This window comes from Carboxylicivirga longa (assembly GCF_050589825.1).
Classification (GTDB): Bacteria; Bacteroidota; Bacteroidia; order Bacteroidales; family Marinilabiliaceae; genus Carboxylicivirga; species Carboxylicivirga longa.
The window spans coordinates 1-17,504 of sequence record NZ_JBNGOZ010000028.1 but is presented as its reverse complement, the minus strand read 5'-3'; the positions used below and the strand labels follow the sequence as shown (position 1 = coordinate 17,504).

Annotated in this window: 10 protein-coding genes and 2 tRNA genes; 5 read left to right on the top strand and 7 right to left on the bottom strand. The window is 41.5% G+C overall.

The window, feature by feature from the left end; all coding sequences use genetic code 11:
- Positions 1–14 precede the first annotated feature (14 nt).
- Positions 15–3,185 carry a SusC/RagA family TonB-linked outer membrane protein gene (locus ACRD7A_RS17365; RefSeq protein WP_430812629.1) on the bottom strand — a complete coding sequence of 1,057 codons (3,171 nt, stop codon included), beginning with the start codon at positions 3,183–3,185 and terminating at the stop codon, positions 15–17.
- 371 nt (positions 3,186–3,556) lie between these two features.
- Between ACRD7A_RS17365 and ACRD7A_RS17360 the strand changes: the two genes are divergently transcribed.
- Entirely contained in the window at positions 3,557–3,706 is a 150-nt protein-coding gene (locus ACRD7A_RS17360) for a hypothetical protein (protein ID WP_430812630.1), read from the top strand.
- A gap of 36 nt (positions 3,707–3,742) precedes the next feature.
- Here ACRD7A_RS17360 and ACRD7A_RS17355 read toward each other — a convergent pair whose 3' ends face one another.
- Entirely contained in the window at positions 3,743–4,405 is a 663-nt protein-coding gene (locus ACRD7A_RS17355) for a RagB/SusD family nutrient uptake outer membrane protein (RefSeq protein WP_489672207.1), read from the bottom strand.
- Positions 4,406–4,640: 235 nt separating this feature from the next.
- On the opposite strand from ACRD7A_RS17355, the gene mutS reads away from it, so the two are divergent.
- The 4 genes from mutS to ACRD7A_RS17335 all read left to right on the top strand — a co-directional run bounded on the left by mutS (position 4,641) and on the right by ACRD7A_RS17335 (position 9,393).
- Entirely contained in the window at positions 4,641–7,223 is a 2,583-nt protein-coding gene (gene mutS, locus ACRD7A_RS17350; RefSeq protein WP_430812631.1) for a DNA mismatch repair protein MutS, read from the top strand.
- Between the two features lie 519 nt (positions 7,224–7,742).
- A tRNA-Gly gene (locus ACRD7A_RS17345) sits at positions 7,743–7,818 on the top strand.
- Positions 7,819–7,823: 5 nt separating this feature from the next.
- A tRNA-Leu gene (locus tag ACRD7A_RS17340) sits at positions 7,824–7,910 on the top strand.
- A 277-nt stretch (positions 7,911–8,187) separates the two neighbouring features.
- Complete coding sequence (locus ACRD7A_RS17335; RefSeq protein WP_430812632.1) at positions 8,188–9,393, top strand: site-specific integrase; 1,206 nt, start codon at positions 8,188–8,190, stop codon at positions 9,391–9,393.
- A gap of 199 nt (positions 9,394–9,592) precedes the next feature.
- Here ACRD7A_RS17335 and ACRD7A_RS17330 read toward each other — a convergent pair whose 3' ends face one another.
- From ACRD7A_RS17330 to ACRD7A_RS17310, 5 genes are all read right to left on the bottom strand, one after another.
- Positions 9,593–11,158 carry a sulfatase family protein gene (locus ACRD7A_RS17330; RefSeq protein ID WP_430812633.1) on the bottom strand — a complete coding sequence of 522 codons (1,566 nt, stop codon included), beginning with the start codon at positions 11,156–11,158 and terminating at the stop codon, positions 9,593–9,595.
- A 66-nt stretch (positions 11,159–11,224) separates the two neighbouring features.
- The gene (locus tag ACRD7A_RS17325) at positions 11,225–12,772 is read right to left on the bottom strand and encodes a T9SS type A sorting domain-containing protein (RefSeq protein WP_430812634.1); all 1,548 of its coding nucleotides are present in this window, start codon (positions 12,770–12,772) and stop codon (positions 11,225–11,227) included.
- 88 nt (positions 12,773–12,860) lie between these two features.
- Entirely contained in the window at positions 12,861–14,177 is a 1,317-nt protein-coding gene (locus ACRD7A_RS17320; RefSeq protein ID WP_430817961.1) for a sulfatase-like hydrolase/transferase, read from the bottom strand.
- Positions 14,178–14,235: 58 nt separating this feature from the next.
- Positions 14,236–16,089 (bottom strand): sulfatase family protein, encoded by a 1,854-nt coding sequence (locus ACRD7A_RS17315; RefSeq protein ID WP_430812636.1) that lies wholly within the window; start codon positions 16,087–16,089, stop codon positions 14,236–14,238.
- An 11-nt stretch (positions 16,090–16,100) separates the two neighbouring features.
- Positions 16,101–17,420: a RagB/SusD family nutrient uptake outer membrane protein gene (locus ACRD7A_RS17310; RefSeq protein WP_430817962.1), complete on the bottom strand. Its 1,320-nt coding sequence runs from the start codon at positions 17,418–17,420 to the stop codon at positions 16,101–16,103.
- Positions 17,421–17,504 lie beyond the last annotated feature (84 nt).

Below are 17,504 nucleotides of genomic sequence, written 5' to 3'. Positions count from 1 at the left end.
CTTATTTAAGTAATTTAAAATACAAGGTTTAAACCACCCGAAATTGTACGAATTGGCGTATAAAGTGCCGTTGTTGCAGAGGTAAAACTCTGACGTGGATCGAGTCCCTTACGCTTGGTTAGCATACCTATATTTTCGGCCGATACATACAGGCGTAGCTTCTGAATGTTCCAACGCGAAACCAAATTACTTGGCAAAGTATAACCCACTGTTACGTTATTTAAGCTCAGATAATCAGAACTGGTTAACCAACGTGTAGATGTACTACTTGCATAACGGTCGTTGGCATTCAGGCGGGGTACGTCGGTATTGCGATTTTCAGGCGTCCAGGCATTGTAAATATCCTTGTGCCAGTTTTGCCCGGCATCACTGGAGGTACCTCCGTGCATCAGACGACGATAACCTGAGTCGTAAATCTCACCACCCAACTGATAGGCTAACTGAGCCGAAGCATCAAAGCCAAAGAATTCAACCGTAGTACCGAAACCACCATAAACAGCAGGCATCAGATCGTCAGTAGCCACCTTGTGATCTGCTGCATCAGAATAATCTGTTGTCTTCTCGCGCACGCCTTCGTCATTGGTTGTCCAATACTCAGCTTCACCTGTTTCGGCGTTTACACCGGCATATTCCACCAGGTACAAACGATACATTGACTCTCCTTTTGAATAAATACGTGTACCATCAATTAATTCACCGTTTAACTCCGGTGACAAATCATTAATTTTATTCTTAACGAAGGTGGCATTGGCGTTGAACATCCAGTTTACGTCATTGGTTTTCACAATATTATAAGCCACTTCCACTTCAAGACCGGAATTCGTCATAGAACCTACGTTCATAGGAATTTCATTATATCCGGCAATACCTGTCACGGGTGCGTAGTAAAGCATATCAGCTGACTTACGACCAAAATATTCTATGCCACCGCTCAGGCGATTGCTTAACAATGCAAAGTCGACTCCAACATTGTAAGAAGTAGAAGTCTCCCAGGTAATGTCTTTGTTACCTTTATAATCAAGTGTACCATCAGCAAAGATACCGTCGGCACCGGTTACCTGCCACTGGTCTGCCCAAGCATAGTAGTTACCAATGGCATCATTAGCCTGCTCACCGTACGAAGCCTTTAGTTTCAGCATGTTCACCCAGGGTACCGCACTCATAAAGGGTTCGTTACTAATCATCCAGGCCGCACTTGCCGAGTAGAAGTTACCCCAGCGGTTATCAGGATGGAAGCGTGATGAAGCATCGCGACGATAGGCCACATTAAAGAAATAAGTATCGCGTAAAGAATAGTTGGCTCTAGCAAAAATACCTTCTGTTGCATAAGTGTCTTTGGCACCACCACCCCGTTTTTGATCGATGGAGTTGTTTACGTAGTATAACTCAGGATTATACAGGTTTTGTCCCGATGCATAAGCATACTCATACTCGTAGGTATAACCATCGTAACCCACTGTGATGTCGAACAGGTTATCTTCATTAATATCAAACTGATAGTTGGCCACATACTGCTGGTTAAAACCATAGGTTCTTGAGTTCTCCTGATAAACCGTACCTCCATAAGAAGCGCTCTGTCCCATATAGGTGTTACCCAGATCATTATACCTTGTATTGTCCACGTTTAGACCATAGCGAGCATTGATTTTCAGCCCCTCGATGGGCGAAATTTCAGCAAACCAGGTCGTGTTTACGATGTCCATCTTATAGTCCGTTTTATTATAAGTCAGGTCACCAGCCGGGTTAGCAATGGACATAAACGAACGGTCCATATTGGTACTCTTACCATCACCATAGTCATACACCTTGCGTCCGTTATTCATTACGATACGCTGTGTTTCAGCGTCTCGCACATAAATGGGATAGATGGGTGCAATATAGTTGGCAATAAAGAAGGCGTTACCACTGGAGCTTGTAGTTGTTTGCTCCCCAGGGTAATTGCTGGTAATGTTATTGATGTTTACATTAGCACCTACTTTTAACCAGTCTTTTACTTTGTGCTCGCCTTTGAATCGACCTGACAAACGCTCGAAGCCTGAACCATTGATCACACCCTGATCATCCAGGTAGTTAAAAGACAAATAGTAAGTACTCTTGTCGTTACCACCCGAGATCGACAGGTTGTACTCTTGACGCGGGTTGTTCTCGAACATCTCATCCTCCCAGTTATCGGGTTTGTAATAGTACTCGCCATCACTATAACCTAAAGTGGCATTGGGATTTAACTTACCATTCATACCAATAAGGTTTTGCCCATCAGGCAAGGTATAAATCTGATAACCCGAACCTCCTTCTGAGTCGGTCATGATCTTGGAGTTGGCATACAAGTAGGCATCTGTGGGCGTGTAGCCCAGGTTGTAGATACCGGCATTGTAGATGGCCTCATAAGATTTTTCCAGGTAATTTTGCGGGCTGGTCATTACCTCGTAGTTCTCTACCGAGCGTGAGTTAAAACCATATTTCACATTCAAATTCACCATGGCTTTACCGGCTTTAGCTTTCTTAGTGGTAATCATGATAATACCATTGGCACCACGGGCTCCGTACAGGGCTGTTGAGGCCGCATCCTTCAATACGGTCATCGATTCAATATCGCTAGAACTAATTGACGACAGATCGCCATCGAAAGGAATACCATCCACTACATAAAGTGGCTCCATTCCGGCGTTAATCGAACCCACACCGCGTACACGCACCTTGGCGGATGCACCGGGCTGGCCGTTATCGCTTAACACCTGCACACCGGCCACTGAGCCTGATAATGCCTGTGTAACGTTGGCTACTTGACGTTTTTCTATTACTTCAGCATCCACTACAGCTGCTGAACCGGTAAACGAACCTTTGGTTGATGTACCATAGGCTACTACAATTACCTCACCCACATCCACGGCATCGCTTTCGAGCACCACATTGATGGTTGTGCGGCCGGCAATTTGAATGTCTTGGGATTTCATTCCCACAAAGGAGAAAATTAGGTTGGTTGCATCACTGGGAACGGCCAGGTTGTATTTACCATCTGGCATGGTTACTGTTCCCACAGTTGTTCCTCTAACAACTACTGATACTCCGGGGATGGGACTACCATCCTTAGCATCAGTCACTGTACCGGTTATGTTTGTGGTTTGCGCCAGTGCTTGCAAGCCCACCATAACCATAATCGAAAGTGCAAAAAGTACTTTCTTCATAGACTAAAGGTTTAAAATTAATAAATAGGACAATTTTATTTCAATATGAACAAAAGTAACACTATCATTTGGTTTTTAAAACTTTTTAACCTACGATTTCATAAGGTCTACGGGACGAAGTGGCCAATTTTTTCCACTTTATTACCGCGCATAATCTTTATGTAACTATTTATCATTATTTTATTCAAAATAGTAACAGTTCGCACATTTTGCGGGTTTTGTTTTAATTGTGCAATTATTACATTTTTTAACATTATTGATATAAATCATCTTTTTAGCGCCTTAGCAGGCAAGTATCAATGTGTTAAATAACCTCACAATCGCAGACTTAACAATCAGGATAGCAGCTTTCTAAGTGAAATACACATCAGATGCAGTGTTTAATTACCCACCTTCAGGCTCGCATCTTACTTTACACGACACAGATAAGCTGCGATCCTTTGGAACACACAAAGCCCGACTCCCGAAGGAGTCAGGCTTTAGACCTATTTATTATGGCAACTTACAAGGGTGCCGATTAACAATCAGCTTTAGCACCCATCAGTTTAACCCGCAGATTAATTTTGATCCTCAGGACCTAAATTTGGGTTCGCATCAATTTCTAATTGAGGTATTTTAAATAACCACCCTTTATTAACCGAAGGCCTATCTTGCTGAAATCCTTTTTGATATAAACCTTTAGATGCACCAGAACCACCATCTGCGCCATGGTCAATTCCTTCATCCCAACGTATTTTATCCGTGTAAAGAAATCCTTCTCCCCACAATTCTAATTTCCGCTGAAACTTAATATGCTCCATTAATTTATCTTTTGAGTCGTAGATAGTAACATCATAGGCTTCATCACGTTCCATACCCAATGGCCTTAAGGCCTCTTGTGCCTCATCAATATTACCTAACATTGCTTCTGCTTCAATTAAATACATTTCAGAAGAACGCATTAAAATAATATCATCCGGATCAGTAGTACCCGGTGCTTTATTTCTCATTTTTACGTGCATGTACGGATGTGTATTATGCTTATCAGTCCATCCATAGACACTCGCTAACCTCTCAATTTCTGCATCAAACTCTTCTTCTGTAGTATAAAGCGGATTTGTGTTATTTTTCCATCCCCCTTCGCCATTAGCCGCAGAGCTATTTGAATTGGGAGCGTCTTTCAAAAACAAGTCTTTTCTATAATCGGTATCCGGAATTTGAGCATACAAGCGCTTATCCATAATTTTAGGATTATTTCGCACCTGACTGCCATTAAACGTATTACTCTACTAGTGTCCGGTTTAAAATTATATGAATACTAATATGACTAATGAGAAGCACTGCGGTTCGTTTTTTCAAGTGATTAATTATATTTTTGGCTATTATTTTCGAGTGTAGACAATTTCATTTACTAAAAAATTTAAATCGAAGAATACATTGGCTAAAACAAAAAAAGCTCCCATTCAAACCCCCTTAATGAAACAATACTATAGCATCAAGGACAAATATCCGGATGCAATTTTATTGTTTAGAGTGGGTGACTTTTACGAGACCTTCTCGGAGGATGCAATCAAAACATCTGAAATACTGGGTATCACCCTCACCCGCCGTGCCAATGGTGCGGCCTCGTATGTTGAGCTAGCCGGTTTTCCGCACCATGCCCTGGATACTTACCTGCCCAAGCTGGTACGCGCCGGCCAACGGGTGGCGGTATGCGATCAGCTGGAAGACCCGAAAATGACCAAGAAGATTGTGAAACGCGGTGTTACCGAACTGGTTACCCCAGGCGTGGCCATTAATGATAATATACTGGAGCACCGCGAAAATAATTTCCTGGCCAGTGTGCACATCGATAAAAAAGCCTTTGGCGTGGCTTTCCTCGATATCTCCACGGGTGAATTTCTGTGCGCCGAGGGGTCATCGGAATACATAGATAAACTACTAACCAACTTTAAGCCCAAAGAAGTATTATACGAGAAAGGAAAGCGAGCAGAGTTTGAGTCATCGTTTGGTGATAAACATTACACCTATGCCTTCGACGACTGGGCCTTTGCACCTGACTCGGCCCACGACCGATTACTGAAACACTTTGAAACCAACTCGCTGAAAGGATTTGGTGTACATAGTATGAGTAATGGCATAACGGCATCTGGCGCCATCCTGCACTACCTTGATCTTACCCAGCATCATAAGGTGCAGCACATAACAGCTCTGGGGCGCATTGATGAAGATAAATATGTGTGGCTCGATAAATTCACCATCCGTAACCTGGAACTGTTCAGCTCCTTAAACGACGGTGGTAAATCACTAAGCGATGTGATTGACTGCACCATCAGTCCCATGGGCTCGCGCATGCTGAAGCGTTGGATTGCCTTACCTCTTAAGGATGTCAAACCCATTGAGGATCGCCTGAGTGTGGTGGAGCATTTTTTTAAGGAACCGGGACTAAAGACCGACCTCACAGAGGAGCTGCATGCCATTGGTGATCTGGAGCGGTTGGTGGCCAAGGTGGCGGCGGGTCGCATCACACCGCGCGAGCTGAACCAGCTGAAAACAGCCTTGTTTGCCATTGAGCCCATTAAGGCCAGCTGCCTGAACAGCAGCAACGAACACCTGCGTCACATCGGCGATCAGCTAAATGCCTGCCTCACCATACGCGAGCGCATACACCGCGAGATAGAGACTGACCCACCCTCTTTGATCGCCAAGGGAGGGGTGATTCAAAGTGGAGTGAACAACGAACTGGATGAGCTGCGTAAGATCGCTTTCTCGGGCAAAGATTACCTGGCTAACTTGCAACAACGTCTCGGAGAAGAAACCAAAATACCCAGCATTAAAATTGCCTTCAACAACGTGTTTGGCTATTACATTGAGGTACGCAACACCCACAAAGATAAAGTACCGGAAGGCTGGATACGCAAACAAACACTAGTAAATGCCGAGCGCTACATCACCGAAGAACTAAAAGATTACGAATCGAAAATACTGGGCGCCGAAGAGAAGATACAAGCCATTGAGGCCCGCCTTTACAACGAGCTGGTGATGGCACTGGCCGACTTTATACCGGCCATACAATTGGATGCCGTGCTGTTGGCCAAAATTGATGTACTGCTATCGTTCAACAACCTGGCCACCATTAATAAATATGTGCGTCCCCTCATCAACGAAGAGCTGATTCTGAGCATCAGCGCCGGTCGTCACCCTGTGATTGAGAAGCAACTACCGGCCGGCGAACAGTACATACCCAACGATGTTTTTCTTGACAACGAGAAGCAGCAGATCATCATCATCACCGGACCTAACATGGCCGGTAAATCGGCATTGCTGCGTCAGACAGCCCTAATTACCCTGATGGCACAAATAGGATGCTACGTACCTGCCGAAGCGGCTACCATTGGTGTGGTGGATAAGATATTCACCCGTGTGGGCGCCTCCGACAATATCAGCCTGGGCGAATCAACCTTTATGGTGGAGATGAACGAGGCGGCCAGCATACTGAATAACCTGACACCGCGCAGCCTGGTACTGTTTGATGAGCTGGGGCGTGGCACAAGCACCTACGATGGCATCTCCATTGCCTGGTCCATCGTGGAGTACATACACGAGCAGCAGCGCGCCGGTGCCAAAACTTTGTTTGCCACCCATTACCACGAGCTAAATGAGATGGAGAAAACCCACCCACGCTGTAAGAACTATAACGTATCGGTAAAAGAGGTGGATAATAAGGTTATCTTCCTGCGCAAACTGGTGCCCGGCGGCAGTAACCACAGCTTTGGTATCCACGTGGCCAAAATGGCGGGCATGCCTAAAAGCGTAGTCAAACGCGCTCATCAGATATTGGGCGAGCTGGAGCAGTCGAACCGTAAAGGCGAACTATCAAAGCCAATGGACGATATTGGTCAGCATCGCGAAGGTATGCAGCTTAGTTTTTTCCAGCTTGACGACCCCGTACTGAAACAAATACGTGACGAAATACAAACACTTGATGTGAATAACCTAACGCCAATGGAGGCTCTCAATAAGCTGAATGATATTAAAAAATGGGTTGGTGGAAAGTAGAGGGATGAGAGGTGAGTAATGAGTAGTGAGTAGTGAGTAGGGAGTTGTGAGTAATGAGTAGTGAGTAGTGAAAGATACCATTACCCCGCTCACATTGAAAACAAATATAAAAATACTGAGCAATTTATTATACAAGGTAGTCAACAGGTGCCAACATATTTGGACGGATGATCAAAACGGCATAGCGGTTTTCTGTGTTAATCGGCAATAATCAGCGGTCATAACGCGGCTTGCATGGCAAGCTTTAATGAATAGATAGATGCTTTTGAAGGTGTCCACCCGAATATTGGGAGCAGTGCTTAGTAGGCAGCAGAAAAAAATCACCTTTCGAACTTACTGATGACAAGGAAAATAAAGCAAAAGGGCTATTTTTCTTCAAAAAACAGCAAATATTTTATTTGTAATTATTGAAAAAGCCTCTATATTTGCATCCGCATTTGAGAAACAAACGCTGAAACGCAGCGAGGGCAAATGACACTGAAAGTAGGACACCAACTGAATTTGGTGAAATACAAAACTGCGAAAATAGCTCAGTTGGTAGAGCACGACCTTGCCAAGGTCGGGGTCGCGGGTTCGAGTCCCGTTTTTCGCTCCAAGGATGCCCGAGTGGTGGAATTGGTAGACACGCAGGACTTAAAATCCTGTGGCCATTAGGCCGTGCGGGTTCAAGTCCCGCCTCGGGTACCACACTGGATTCATCCAGTACCAAAAGCGCTTAAAACTAATGTTTTAAGCGCTTTTTTATTTTCATAAAACTTCAAAAATAGTGGTCAAAACTGGTATTTTAAGTGACCAATACGTGACCACTACCTTTTTGGCAAAAGTGGTCACGTGACCATCTAACCAACTGGTTACCAAGATTTAATTTGACTCATATTGATTTTATTTGAACTTGGTTTTCTATGGAATCCAAAAGAACTTTGAGCTTATTGAGTGACCATCGTGACCACAAAATTTTATTATTATGAGGTTTTATTCAAATTTTGTATTGCGAAAATCCAGAATTGGAAAGGACGGCTCCTTCCCTGTTTACCTTCGTTTATTATTTAAAGGAAGAAGGGTAGATTTATCAACTGGAATGAGAAGCACACCACGCAGCTGGAATGAAGTACATCAACTGTTTACTGACGAAACAGTTGATGCACATTCATTAAACCAACGCCTGAGAAAAATCAAAACATCGGTTATTGACATCTACAACCGCTTTGTTTCATTGGGAAAAGATTTTGATGTGGTTGATATTAAAAATGAATTCCTTGGAAAAAGCGATTCGAAGGGTGTATTAGAGGTTTTTGATTATTATCTGAAGACAATTGAAAATAATATTGGTCATGGCTATGCCTACCGCACCTTAAAGCACTATCGAGTTTCGCGCAAAAAATTAGCTGAGTTTATCCAGTCTCAACTTCGAAAAAAGGACATTCCGATAACAGCTATTGACTACGATTTCCTTAACCAATTTGACATGCATTTGAAGACTGAATATGGCGTTCATCAGAATACAGCCTGGAATTACCACAAACACCTCAAAAGAGTGATGAATTTGGCTATTTCGATGGAATATATCCAAAAGAGTCCGTACAATCAGTTTAAAACAAAATTAGAACAGGCCAATCGTGATTTCCTAACCAAAGATGAGCTTCACAGACTCGAAACAAAAAGCCTAGAAATTGACCGACTATCCATCGTCAGAGATATATTCATTTTTGCCTGTTATACAGGATTAGCCTATTCGGATATTTCGAAGTTAAGTCCGCATCATATTCAAAAACGAGACGATGGTAACCAATGGATAATTATTAATCGAACAAAAACCAAGTCTCAATGCAGTATCCCGCTCTATCCTAATGCTATTGATATACTTGAACGATACTCAGATTATCCAGAGATACTTTTAAAAGGAAGGGTATTACCAGTTGCTTCCAACCAAAAACTCAATAGCTACTTAAAAGAGTTGGCCAACATCTGTAACATCAACAAAAACCTAACCATGCATATGGCACGCCACACCTTTGCTACCACAGTTACCTTATCCAATGGCGTTCCCATTGAAACAGTCTCAAAAGTTCTCGGTCATAAATCTTTAAAAATCACTCAGATTTATGCCAGGGTTTTAGAGAATAAGATATCAGAGGATATGATGGCCATTAAAGGGAAGTTGGGGATGTAAACCACTCATCTAATATTCCATTTCTTGACTACCTAATCTATCAAACATTTGCCAATTTTGGCACCTGTTTGATAGATTAGGTTTACTAAAGGCTATATATAAACCTATTTACAAGAAAGAACCATTATATATTTTTACGGTTTAAACAAAGTCCTAATGTGTTTAAAAAATTATTTAACTCTGTTAGCCACTTACTAAATCAATGTTTACCTGATTCCAATCCTCCAAAATCAGTATCAGATATACCTCTTAGTTCTTCAATTGATTTTGTATTTCCAAACTCCACTTTTAATTTTTTTAACTCAACTTTCAACTGATTGACAATAGTCTGATGTTCGGGTGAGTTGATAAGATTAATCATTTCATTAGGATCATCCTGAAGGTCATACAACTCCCACACATCTACATCATAGTAAAAATGAATAAGTTTATATCGTTGATTTCTTATTCCATAGTGTGGCTGAACATGATGCCAAAACGGGTATTCGTAATAATGGTAATACATGGATTGTCGCCAATCATCGGGAGTTTCTCCGTTTAGGTTGGCAAAGAAACTTCTTCCCTGTACTTCATCCGGAGCATGCAATCCAGCCATTTCTAATATGGTTGGTGCGAAATCGATGTTGGTAACAACATCATTACAACTAACGCCTGCCTTTATTGAATTGGGATAACGTACCAGGAAAGGCATTCGAAGTGCCTGTTCATACATAAATCGCTTATCGAACCAACCATGATCTCCTAAGAAAAATCCTTGATCAGAAGTATAAATAACAATGGTGTTATCAGTTAAACCTTTTTCATCCAAATAGGCTAACACTTTTCCTATATTATCATCAACAGAACGAATTGTGGCCAGATAGTCTTTCATGTAGCGCTGATATTTCCATCTACGTGCCGCCTTTTCACTCATTCCTCCTTTTGGAATAACATTCTCATCGCGTTTAATACCAAAATCAATCCATTTCCGAAGTTGTCTTCCTTTGAGTGAATCTGGCGGTGTTAATTTCATGTCTTCCCGACTGAAATCATTCATTGTCATCTCAGTGTTACCAGCTGTTAATTCTCTCCCTTGATAATCATCATTAAAGGTAGATGGATATGGTAGTTCTATATCGTCAAACAGTTGCTGATAAATGGAGTCGGGTTGCCATGGTCGGTGAGGCGCTTTGAACTGCAGCATCAGGCAGAAAGGATTATCCTCATTTCTTTCATCTAGCCAATTTAATGCAAAATTGGTGGTTAAGTTGGTGGCATAGCCATTCACTCTGACTGTATCGCCATTATCGTTGTAAACAGGATTCCAATAGAAGCCCTGCTCACCCCTTGCAACATGGTATTTATAGTAATCAAAACCTGTTGGCTCTGATGCCAGATGCCACTTTCCAACAATAGCTGTTTGATAGCCATTGGCCTGTAGCTCTTTCGGAAAAGTCCATTGCGTATTATCGAATCGACCGCCTTTGTAATTCTTCAGGTAGCCATTCATATGACTATACTTCCCTGTTAAAATAGCTGCTCTACTTGGCCCACAGATAGCATTGGTACAAAAAACATTATTCATTAATACGCCTTCATTAGCCAAGCGATCGATATTAGGCGTTGGTGCAATTTTGCTGTATATGCCTCCATAGGCTGAAATAGCATGACTCGCATGATCATCAGTCATTATGAATAGAATATTAGGTTTCTCAACCTTTTCAGCACACCCAAATTGCAGGATGATTGTAAAATAAATCCCAAACAGAAATAAATTTTTTTGCATACTAAATAGATTAAAAAAAGCACCCTAACCAAAGTCAAAGTGCTTTTAGATTATTTATTAACCAGACTATTTTACAACTACCTTCTTAATGGCTTCACCATTTTCTCCGGATATCTGTACTAAGTAAACTCCTTTGGTTAATCCAGATACATCAACCTGTGTATTATTGATAACTGACTTAACTAGTGTACCGCCTAATGAATAAATAGAAATTTTATCTATTTTATCTGTTCCTGTTACTCTGAAATAATCATTGGAAGGATTAGGAAAAATATTAATTGATAGTTCCTTAATATTATCTATGTCGGTTGAAACACCGTTATACTCGTAAGCACCCGTGTCTGGAGAAGCATCTCTCGAATATCCTCTAGCATCAATTGTTGGTAAGGTAATACCCGTTGCAGCCGTACAATAATCAATGGCATTCGCTCCATCAGTCAATGCTAATACTTTCACTTTACCACCTTCATCGGTTAAGGTACCTGATAAGCCTGCAAATGTTGCCGTTTTTCCCTTGGCGTTATTCTTTGCGACATCATCAATAATTGGGTTTGCTGATGCGGCTGCTTCTAAACCTCCAATTATACAGTTTACCATATCAGTTAGGCTGGCATTTGTAAAGTTAATTGCCTTAACCGATAAATCATCTGCTGATACAATAATAGAATTATGTGCACTTAAATTAGTTGTATAACCCGCTGTACCAGTAAATCGCAATCCACCTTTAACAAGAGCAGCATGCGTATTATTATAAACTGTAGCATGTACAAAATTCAAGTTGATATTACCAGATGTTCCGTCTCCTCCTGCATTTGTAGTCCACTGAGCGACTTTACACCAAACAGCGCCACCGCCAGCGCCACCTGAAGCACTAGTTGCATTATTATTAGAAACAGTTGTGTTTTCTACATTCACATCAATGGTATAATCATTACCATAATCATTATTTCCATTAATATATATTCCACCGCCATTTCTACCTGTATTACTATCAATTAATGACTTATTGATGTTAACAACACAATTAATGGCCGCACCATTATTTGGTACTGCAATCATTCCGCCACCATCAAGAGAAGACGTATTATTTGTAATAGTACATTCAATAATGTTTGCATTCGTACCAGCCAAACTAACTCCACCACCATTTTTAGCTGTAAAGTTATCTTTGATAATCAGATTCCTTAATGTAAGTAAGCCTGTTATCTTATCTGCATTAATACCTCCGCCATTATCAGTATCAGGTGCATTACCATTTTGAATACCTAAGTTTTCTATTGAAACAGTTGTAATACCCTCAACTACATTAATCACTCTGGTACCCGTTCCATCAGATGACGCAGATGCAGCTGCCTGAATAATATCAGTAGTTGGATCTGTCCCGCGAAGTGTAATGTTTTTATCAATGGTAATCGATTCGGTATGAATACCTGTAATTTCAATCACATCGTTATCAGAAGCTGCAGTTATTGCCTCTGTTATGCTGTTATAAGATGTACTACCGATTTTAACGGTTTGTGCAAAAGCTGTACCAATTGCCATTGCCAATACAAGTAGAGTAAACGTTCTTTTCATATTCATTTTATTTAGTTTTGATTTAATTCTTTGCTTCAAAATCAAAAGTATTTTTTGCAATAGAAAATAAGGTTTACATATTGGTCAGATGGGTTTAAAAACTGCCAAAAACCTACATATCTGCAGATTACATCCATGGCATATGTCCTGAATTCTGAATGTGCTTCATCAATTTTTTCCACAATTCTTTTTTAATAATTGCGTTTTCAACAGGTATTTCTACTGAACTGGTATCAATGATACGAATTAACTGATACGGTTCAAAAGGGGAATTCTGCATTAACTTATATTCACCATTGGAAATGGCATAATATGCTCGCCCACCATAACGATGACCTTCACGTCGCATAAAAACCATTTCCCTGTTCTCAGAATTAAATGATTCTCCCTTTAATAAGTTACCAATGCTTAAAGAGGAATGTTTTTGCTGATACTTTCCTCCCGCCAATTCAACTAAGGTTGGATAGAAGTCCATTAACATGATGGCTTGTGTAACTGTATCGGGCTTTATCTTCCCAGACCAGCGAACTACACAAGGAATTCGAATCCCGCCTTCGTATAAATCACCTTTACCCCCTTTTAACAGGCCATTATTGGCTCCATACTGCAAAGCACCGCCATTGTCTGATGTAAACACAATTAATGTATTATCTGCTTCTCCACTCTTTTCAATGACTTCCATTACTTTTCCCACACCAGCATCCAAATGTTCAATCAAGGCTATTAGTTTCTGGCGCTTTAAGCTGGCCATTGGTTCTCTATGTTTTACCTTATCTAACCAATCCGCAGGTGGCTGAACAGGGTCGTGAGGGGCATTGTAGGTTAAAAACAAAAAATAAGGTTTGTCAGGCTTGGACTGCATCTTGATATACTCCACTGCCCAATTAGTAAACACATCCGTAGCATGCCCCTTGGGGTTTATCTGCTGACTACCTTCACGCATCCAGTTAATACCGGCTCGTTTATGGGTATAATAGTCATCCATCATATCACCCACATAACCTTTGAAATGATCAAATCCTCTGTCGTTTGGTAAATCAGGACTTTCATAACCTAAATGCCATTTTCCAACTAAAGCTGTGTGGTAACCAAGCGCTTTTAACTGTTTGGGTAGAAAAACAGCTTCATCAGACAGATTCCCCCAGGTATTATCAGGCATATCTCTAATAACGCCTGGTACACCCACCATATCGGGGTAATTACCTGTTAATATAGCTGCCCGGCTTGGTGAACAAACCGTGCTATTGGCATAAGCTCTGGTAAACTTTATACCTTTCTCACATAGTTTATCAATGTTTGGCGTATAAAGGTCTGTAGCCCCATAACAGGATAAATCACCATATCCAAGGTCATCAGCAAGAATGAATACGATATTGGGCTGTTGTGCATTAGATAATAAAGTCAGAAATAGGGTTGTGCAGAATATTAAGATTCGCTTCATCATCTCTTTATTAAAAAAGCAGGCACCTATAAAATAGATGCCTGCTTATTAGGTTTGTAAATTACTTCTTGTTCTTCGGTACAAACTCAACGGCATCGGAAATTGGCAGTTGATAGGTGTATTCTTCCAAATAAACAGGCACATCTCCTAAACGTGGTGATGTACGTGTATATTTCGGTTTCGCCATTACCCAATAAAACCCTTCTTTTGGTACTTTATAGGATAGCTCTGTCAATCCTTCAACCATCATTTTTGCAGCCCCCGGATTATTCTCAGGAGCATAATACACGGCATAACTATCGGCCTGGTCAAAGGCTTGCCATTTTATAGTGCGGTACTTAATGGACAAATCCATGTTTTGGTATTCCAAAATAGGTTTATCAACTAAAGTATGGAAACAGAAGTCACGCGCCATATCCTGATAAGCGGGATCTAAAACCAGATTGTTTAACTCATCAGGATCTTCGACCACATTATACAACTGACTGATAATACCGTGCGTATAGATAAACTTGTAATCATCAACACGGAACATGCGTGATGGCAGGTTTTTAATCTCTTTAAAGCCGTTGTAGTTACCGCTACGATACTCCGACAATACCGGACGATTTAATAAACGGGTACCATTCTTCAAATTATCTACAATTGAAATCCCTTGTGCTGTCTCGGGCACTTGTGTGCCTGTCAATTCGCACATCGTTGGCATGATATCCACAAAGCTCACCAACATATCATTTACCTCACCTTTAGGAAAAGCCTTAGGGTATGAAATAATAAAGGGGACATTCACCGCATCCTCATACATACAATGCTTACCTCTTAAACCATGCTCAAACAAGTGCTCACCGTGGTCGGTTGTATATACAATGATGGTATTGTCGTATAGACCTTCTTCTTTTAGGGCATCAACAACACGCCCTACCATATCATCAACTTGCGTCACACAGGCATAGTAAGATGCCATAATATTTTTTGTGGCTACCGGGTACTTGTTTGGCCAGCCTGAGTGAATCCAGTCGGGAACCCATGGATATTTCCCTTTGCCATGCCATTCGGTAGCAGTTTCAGGCAAGGTGAAATCTTCCGGATTATACATATCCAGATACTTCTGCGTGGTGGTAAATGGCGGATGTGGTTTTTCAAAACCTACATGTAAAAAGAAGTTTTCTCCGTCTTTACCACGCTTTTTGATAAACTCCACTGATTTGCGGGCGACGACCATATCAAAGTTATCTTCATCTTTCTTCACCAAAGCTGGTTCATACTTCTCGTTTAAGTGACCAGGCCCTCCTTTATATACTTTAGCATACTTTTTAAACTGACGATAACGCTGGTAAGCATCTTCACCCACCTCATCCTGATAATGTCCTCCGGGAAAATGAGTGTAGTAACGAGTATTGATCTCATCCCAACCCAAATTATTACCTTCCGGATGATCCTCATCAACATTCTTTTGCAGCTCGCCATGCACATGCATTTTACCCGGTGAGGCAGTAATATAACCATTAGACTGAAAGGCCTCGGCTAAAGTCACAATGCCCTCATGGTATCCTGTTTCTCTAAGAAAACCAGAGCCTAAATGTTTTTCTTTGCCATTGGCCATTTTAACAGGTGCCTTGTGATAAGGAGCTCCGTTGGCAAACGGATACATACCAGTAATCAATGCCGCGCGACTAGGAGCACACACCGGCGCTGCCACATAACAATTGGTTAACCGTACGCCTTCTTTAGCCAGCGCATCAATATTGGGCGTAATCACCAGTTCATCGCCATAACAACCCAATGCATCTTTTTTATGTTGGTCAGAGATGATGAATACCACATTGGGGCGATTATTCTCTTTCTTTTTCTTTGCCTGCACCAAGCCTGGCATTAACACCAGACTTAATACAGCTATACACACAAATCTTATCATCACAGTCATTCTTATTCGTCAATATTATCGTTGGCAGACGTCTCGGTAATAGGAATTGGCCACGTATAATCCTCAGGACCACGAATACCCTGAATTTTACCCTGATTCTTCGGATCAAAAGCAATCTTACATTTTTCCTCATAAACACCCAGGCGCGTCAGGTCAAACCAGCGCTGACCTTCCATAAAGAATTCAGCTGCTCTTTCTCGTAATAATGCTTCTCTGAATTCAGCCATGGTCAGGCCAGTAAAATCTAAACCAGCCATTTCGACACGTGTACGAAGCATATTAACATCAGAATTCGCCAATGTAGGATCTTCATTTATTTCTGCTAAAGCTTCAGCGCGCATTAGATAAACATCAGCTAAACGAATCACATGCCAGTTTTGCTGACTTGTATATTCAGTTGTTGCATCGCTGTCGATAAACTTTGACGTAAAAACATTATAGACAGCTCCTTTTCGGTCGCCAGAATCCAGTAGGTAACGCGCATAACCGTTATAGGCTGGTAGTAATTCATAACGATAGGTATTATCTTCATAATATTGAATGATTCCTTTATCGAAGCGTACATCAGTGGCATCCACACTATTTTGCGTAAAACCGGCCACCATTTTATTGGTGCCACCCCAACCTCCGCCACTTAATCCGGCATTACGTGGGCTAAAGAGGTTGGAAACAGCAGTACCTTGTCCGGTAGCTGATGAGCCTTGAATATCAAATAGCATCTCAGGAAAATTTCCTTTATCTGCATCAAAAAGGGTTTGCCACTCTTCAAAAGAAGATGATAAAGCATAACCTGGTTGTATTAAAACAGAATCACACATTACTCTACATGAATCGTAATACGTTTTGTAGTCAGTGCCAAATTCAGCATATGGCGAACAGCCTTCGCTTCCTTCTGCTGCGCAACGGGTTGATGAGGCGATATGCAAATATACACGAGCCAATAAAGCCTGTGCAGACGCATCTGTTGCACGTCCTAAATGATTCGTTTCACCCAGGCGTGTCTCATTACGCCCCCAACAATGCTCTGAGGCATATTTCAGATCACTGATAATGACATTGTAAATATCCGTCCTGGTTGAAACAGGCAGGCCTGCATCTTCACCAGGCTGAACAGGCTCAGTACGCAAAGGTACTTCACCCCAGCAACGCACCAGGTTGAAGTAATGCAGAGCACGCAAAAATTTAGCCTCACCTATTATACGCGCTTTGATGGTTTCATCCATTTCAACATCGGCTACATTGTAAATCACATTGTTGGCATCGCGAACTGCAATATAAATCTGGTTCCATGTCTCTGGCAAAGTACCGTTGGTAGACGTCAGAATTCCTTTAGGCTATAGTTTAATAATGCGTTGTAAAACCGATTAGTTGTTGATAACATAGGTCTATTTTCAAAAACCTTTCCT

Excerpts from the sequence above, each read along its gene's own strand:
- ACRD7A_RS17315 (WP_430812636.1), bottom strand. The coding sequence starts at position 16,089 with ATGATAAGATTTGTGTGTATAGCTGTATTAAGTCTGGTGTTAATGCCA.
- ACRD7A_RS17365 (WP_430812629.1), bottom strand. The coding sequence starts at position 3,185 with ATGAAGAAAGTACTTTTTGCACTTTCGATTATGGTTATGGTGGGCTTG.
- mutS (WP_430812631.1), top strand. The coding sequence starts at position 4,641 with ATGAAACAATACTATAGCATCAAGGACAAATATCCGGATGCAATTTTA.
- ACRD7A_RS17360 (WP_430812630.1), top strand. The coding sequence starts at position 3,557 with ATGCAGTGTTTAATTACCCACCTTCAGGCTCGCATCTTACTTTACACG.
- ACRD7A_RS17330 (WP_430812633.1), bottom strand. The coding sequence starts at position 11,158 with ATGCAAAAAAATTTATTTCTGTTTGGGATTTATTTTACAATCATCCTG.
- ACRD7A_RS17355 (WP_489672207.1), bottom strand. The coding sequence starts at position 4,405 with ATGGATAAGCGCTTGTATGCTCAAATTCCGGATACCGATTATAGAAAA.
- ACRD7A_RS17335 (WP_430812632.1), top strand. The coding sequence starts at position 8,188 with ATGAGGTTTTATTCAAATTTTGTATTGCGAAAATCCAGAATTGGAAAG.
- ACRD7A_RS17320 (WP_430817961.1), bottom strand. The coding sequence starts at position 14,177 with ATGATGAAGCGAATCTTAATATTCTGCACAACCCTATTTCTGACTTTA.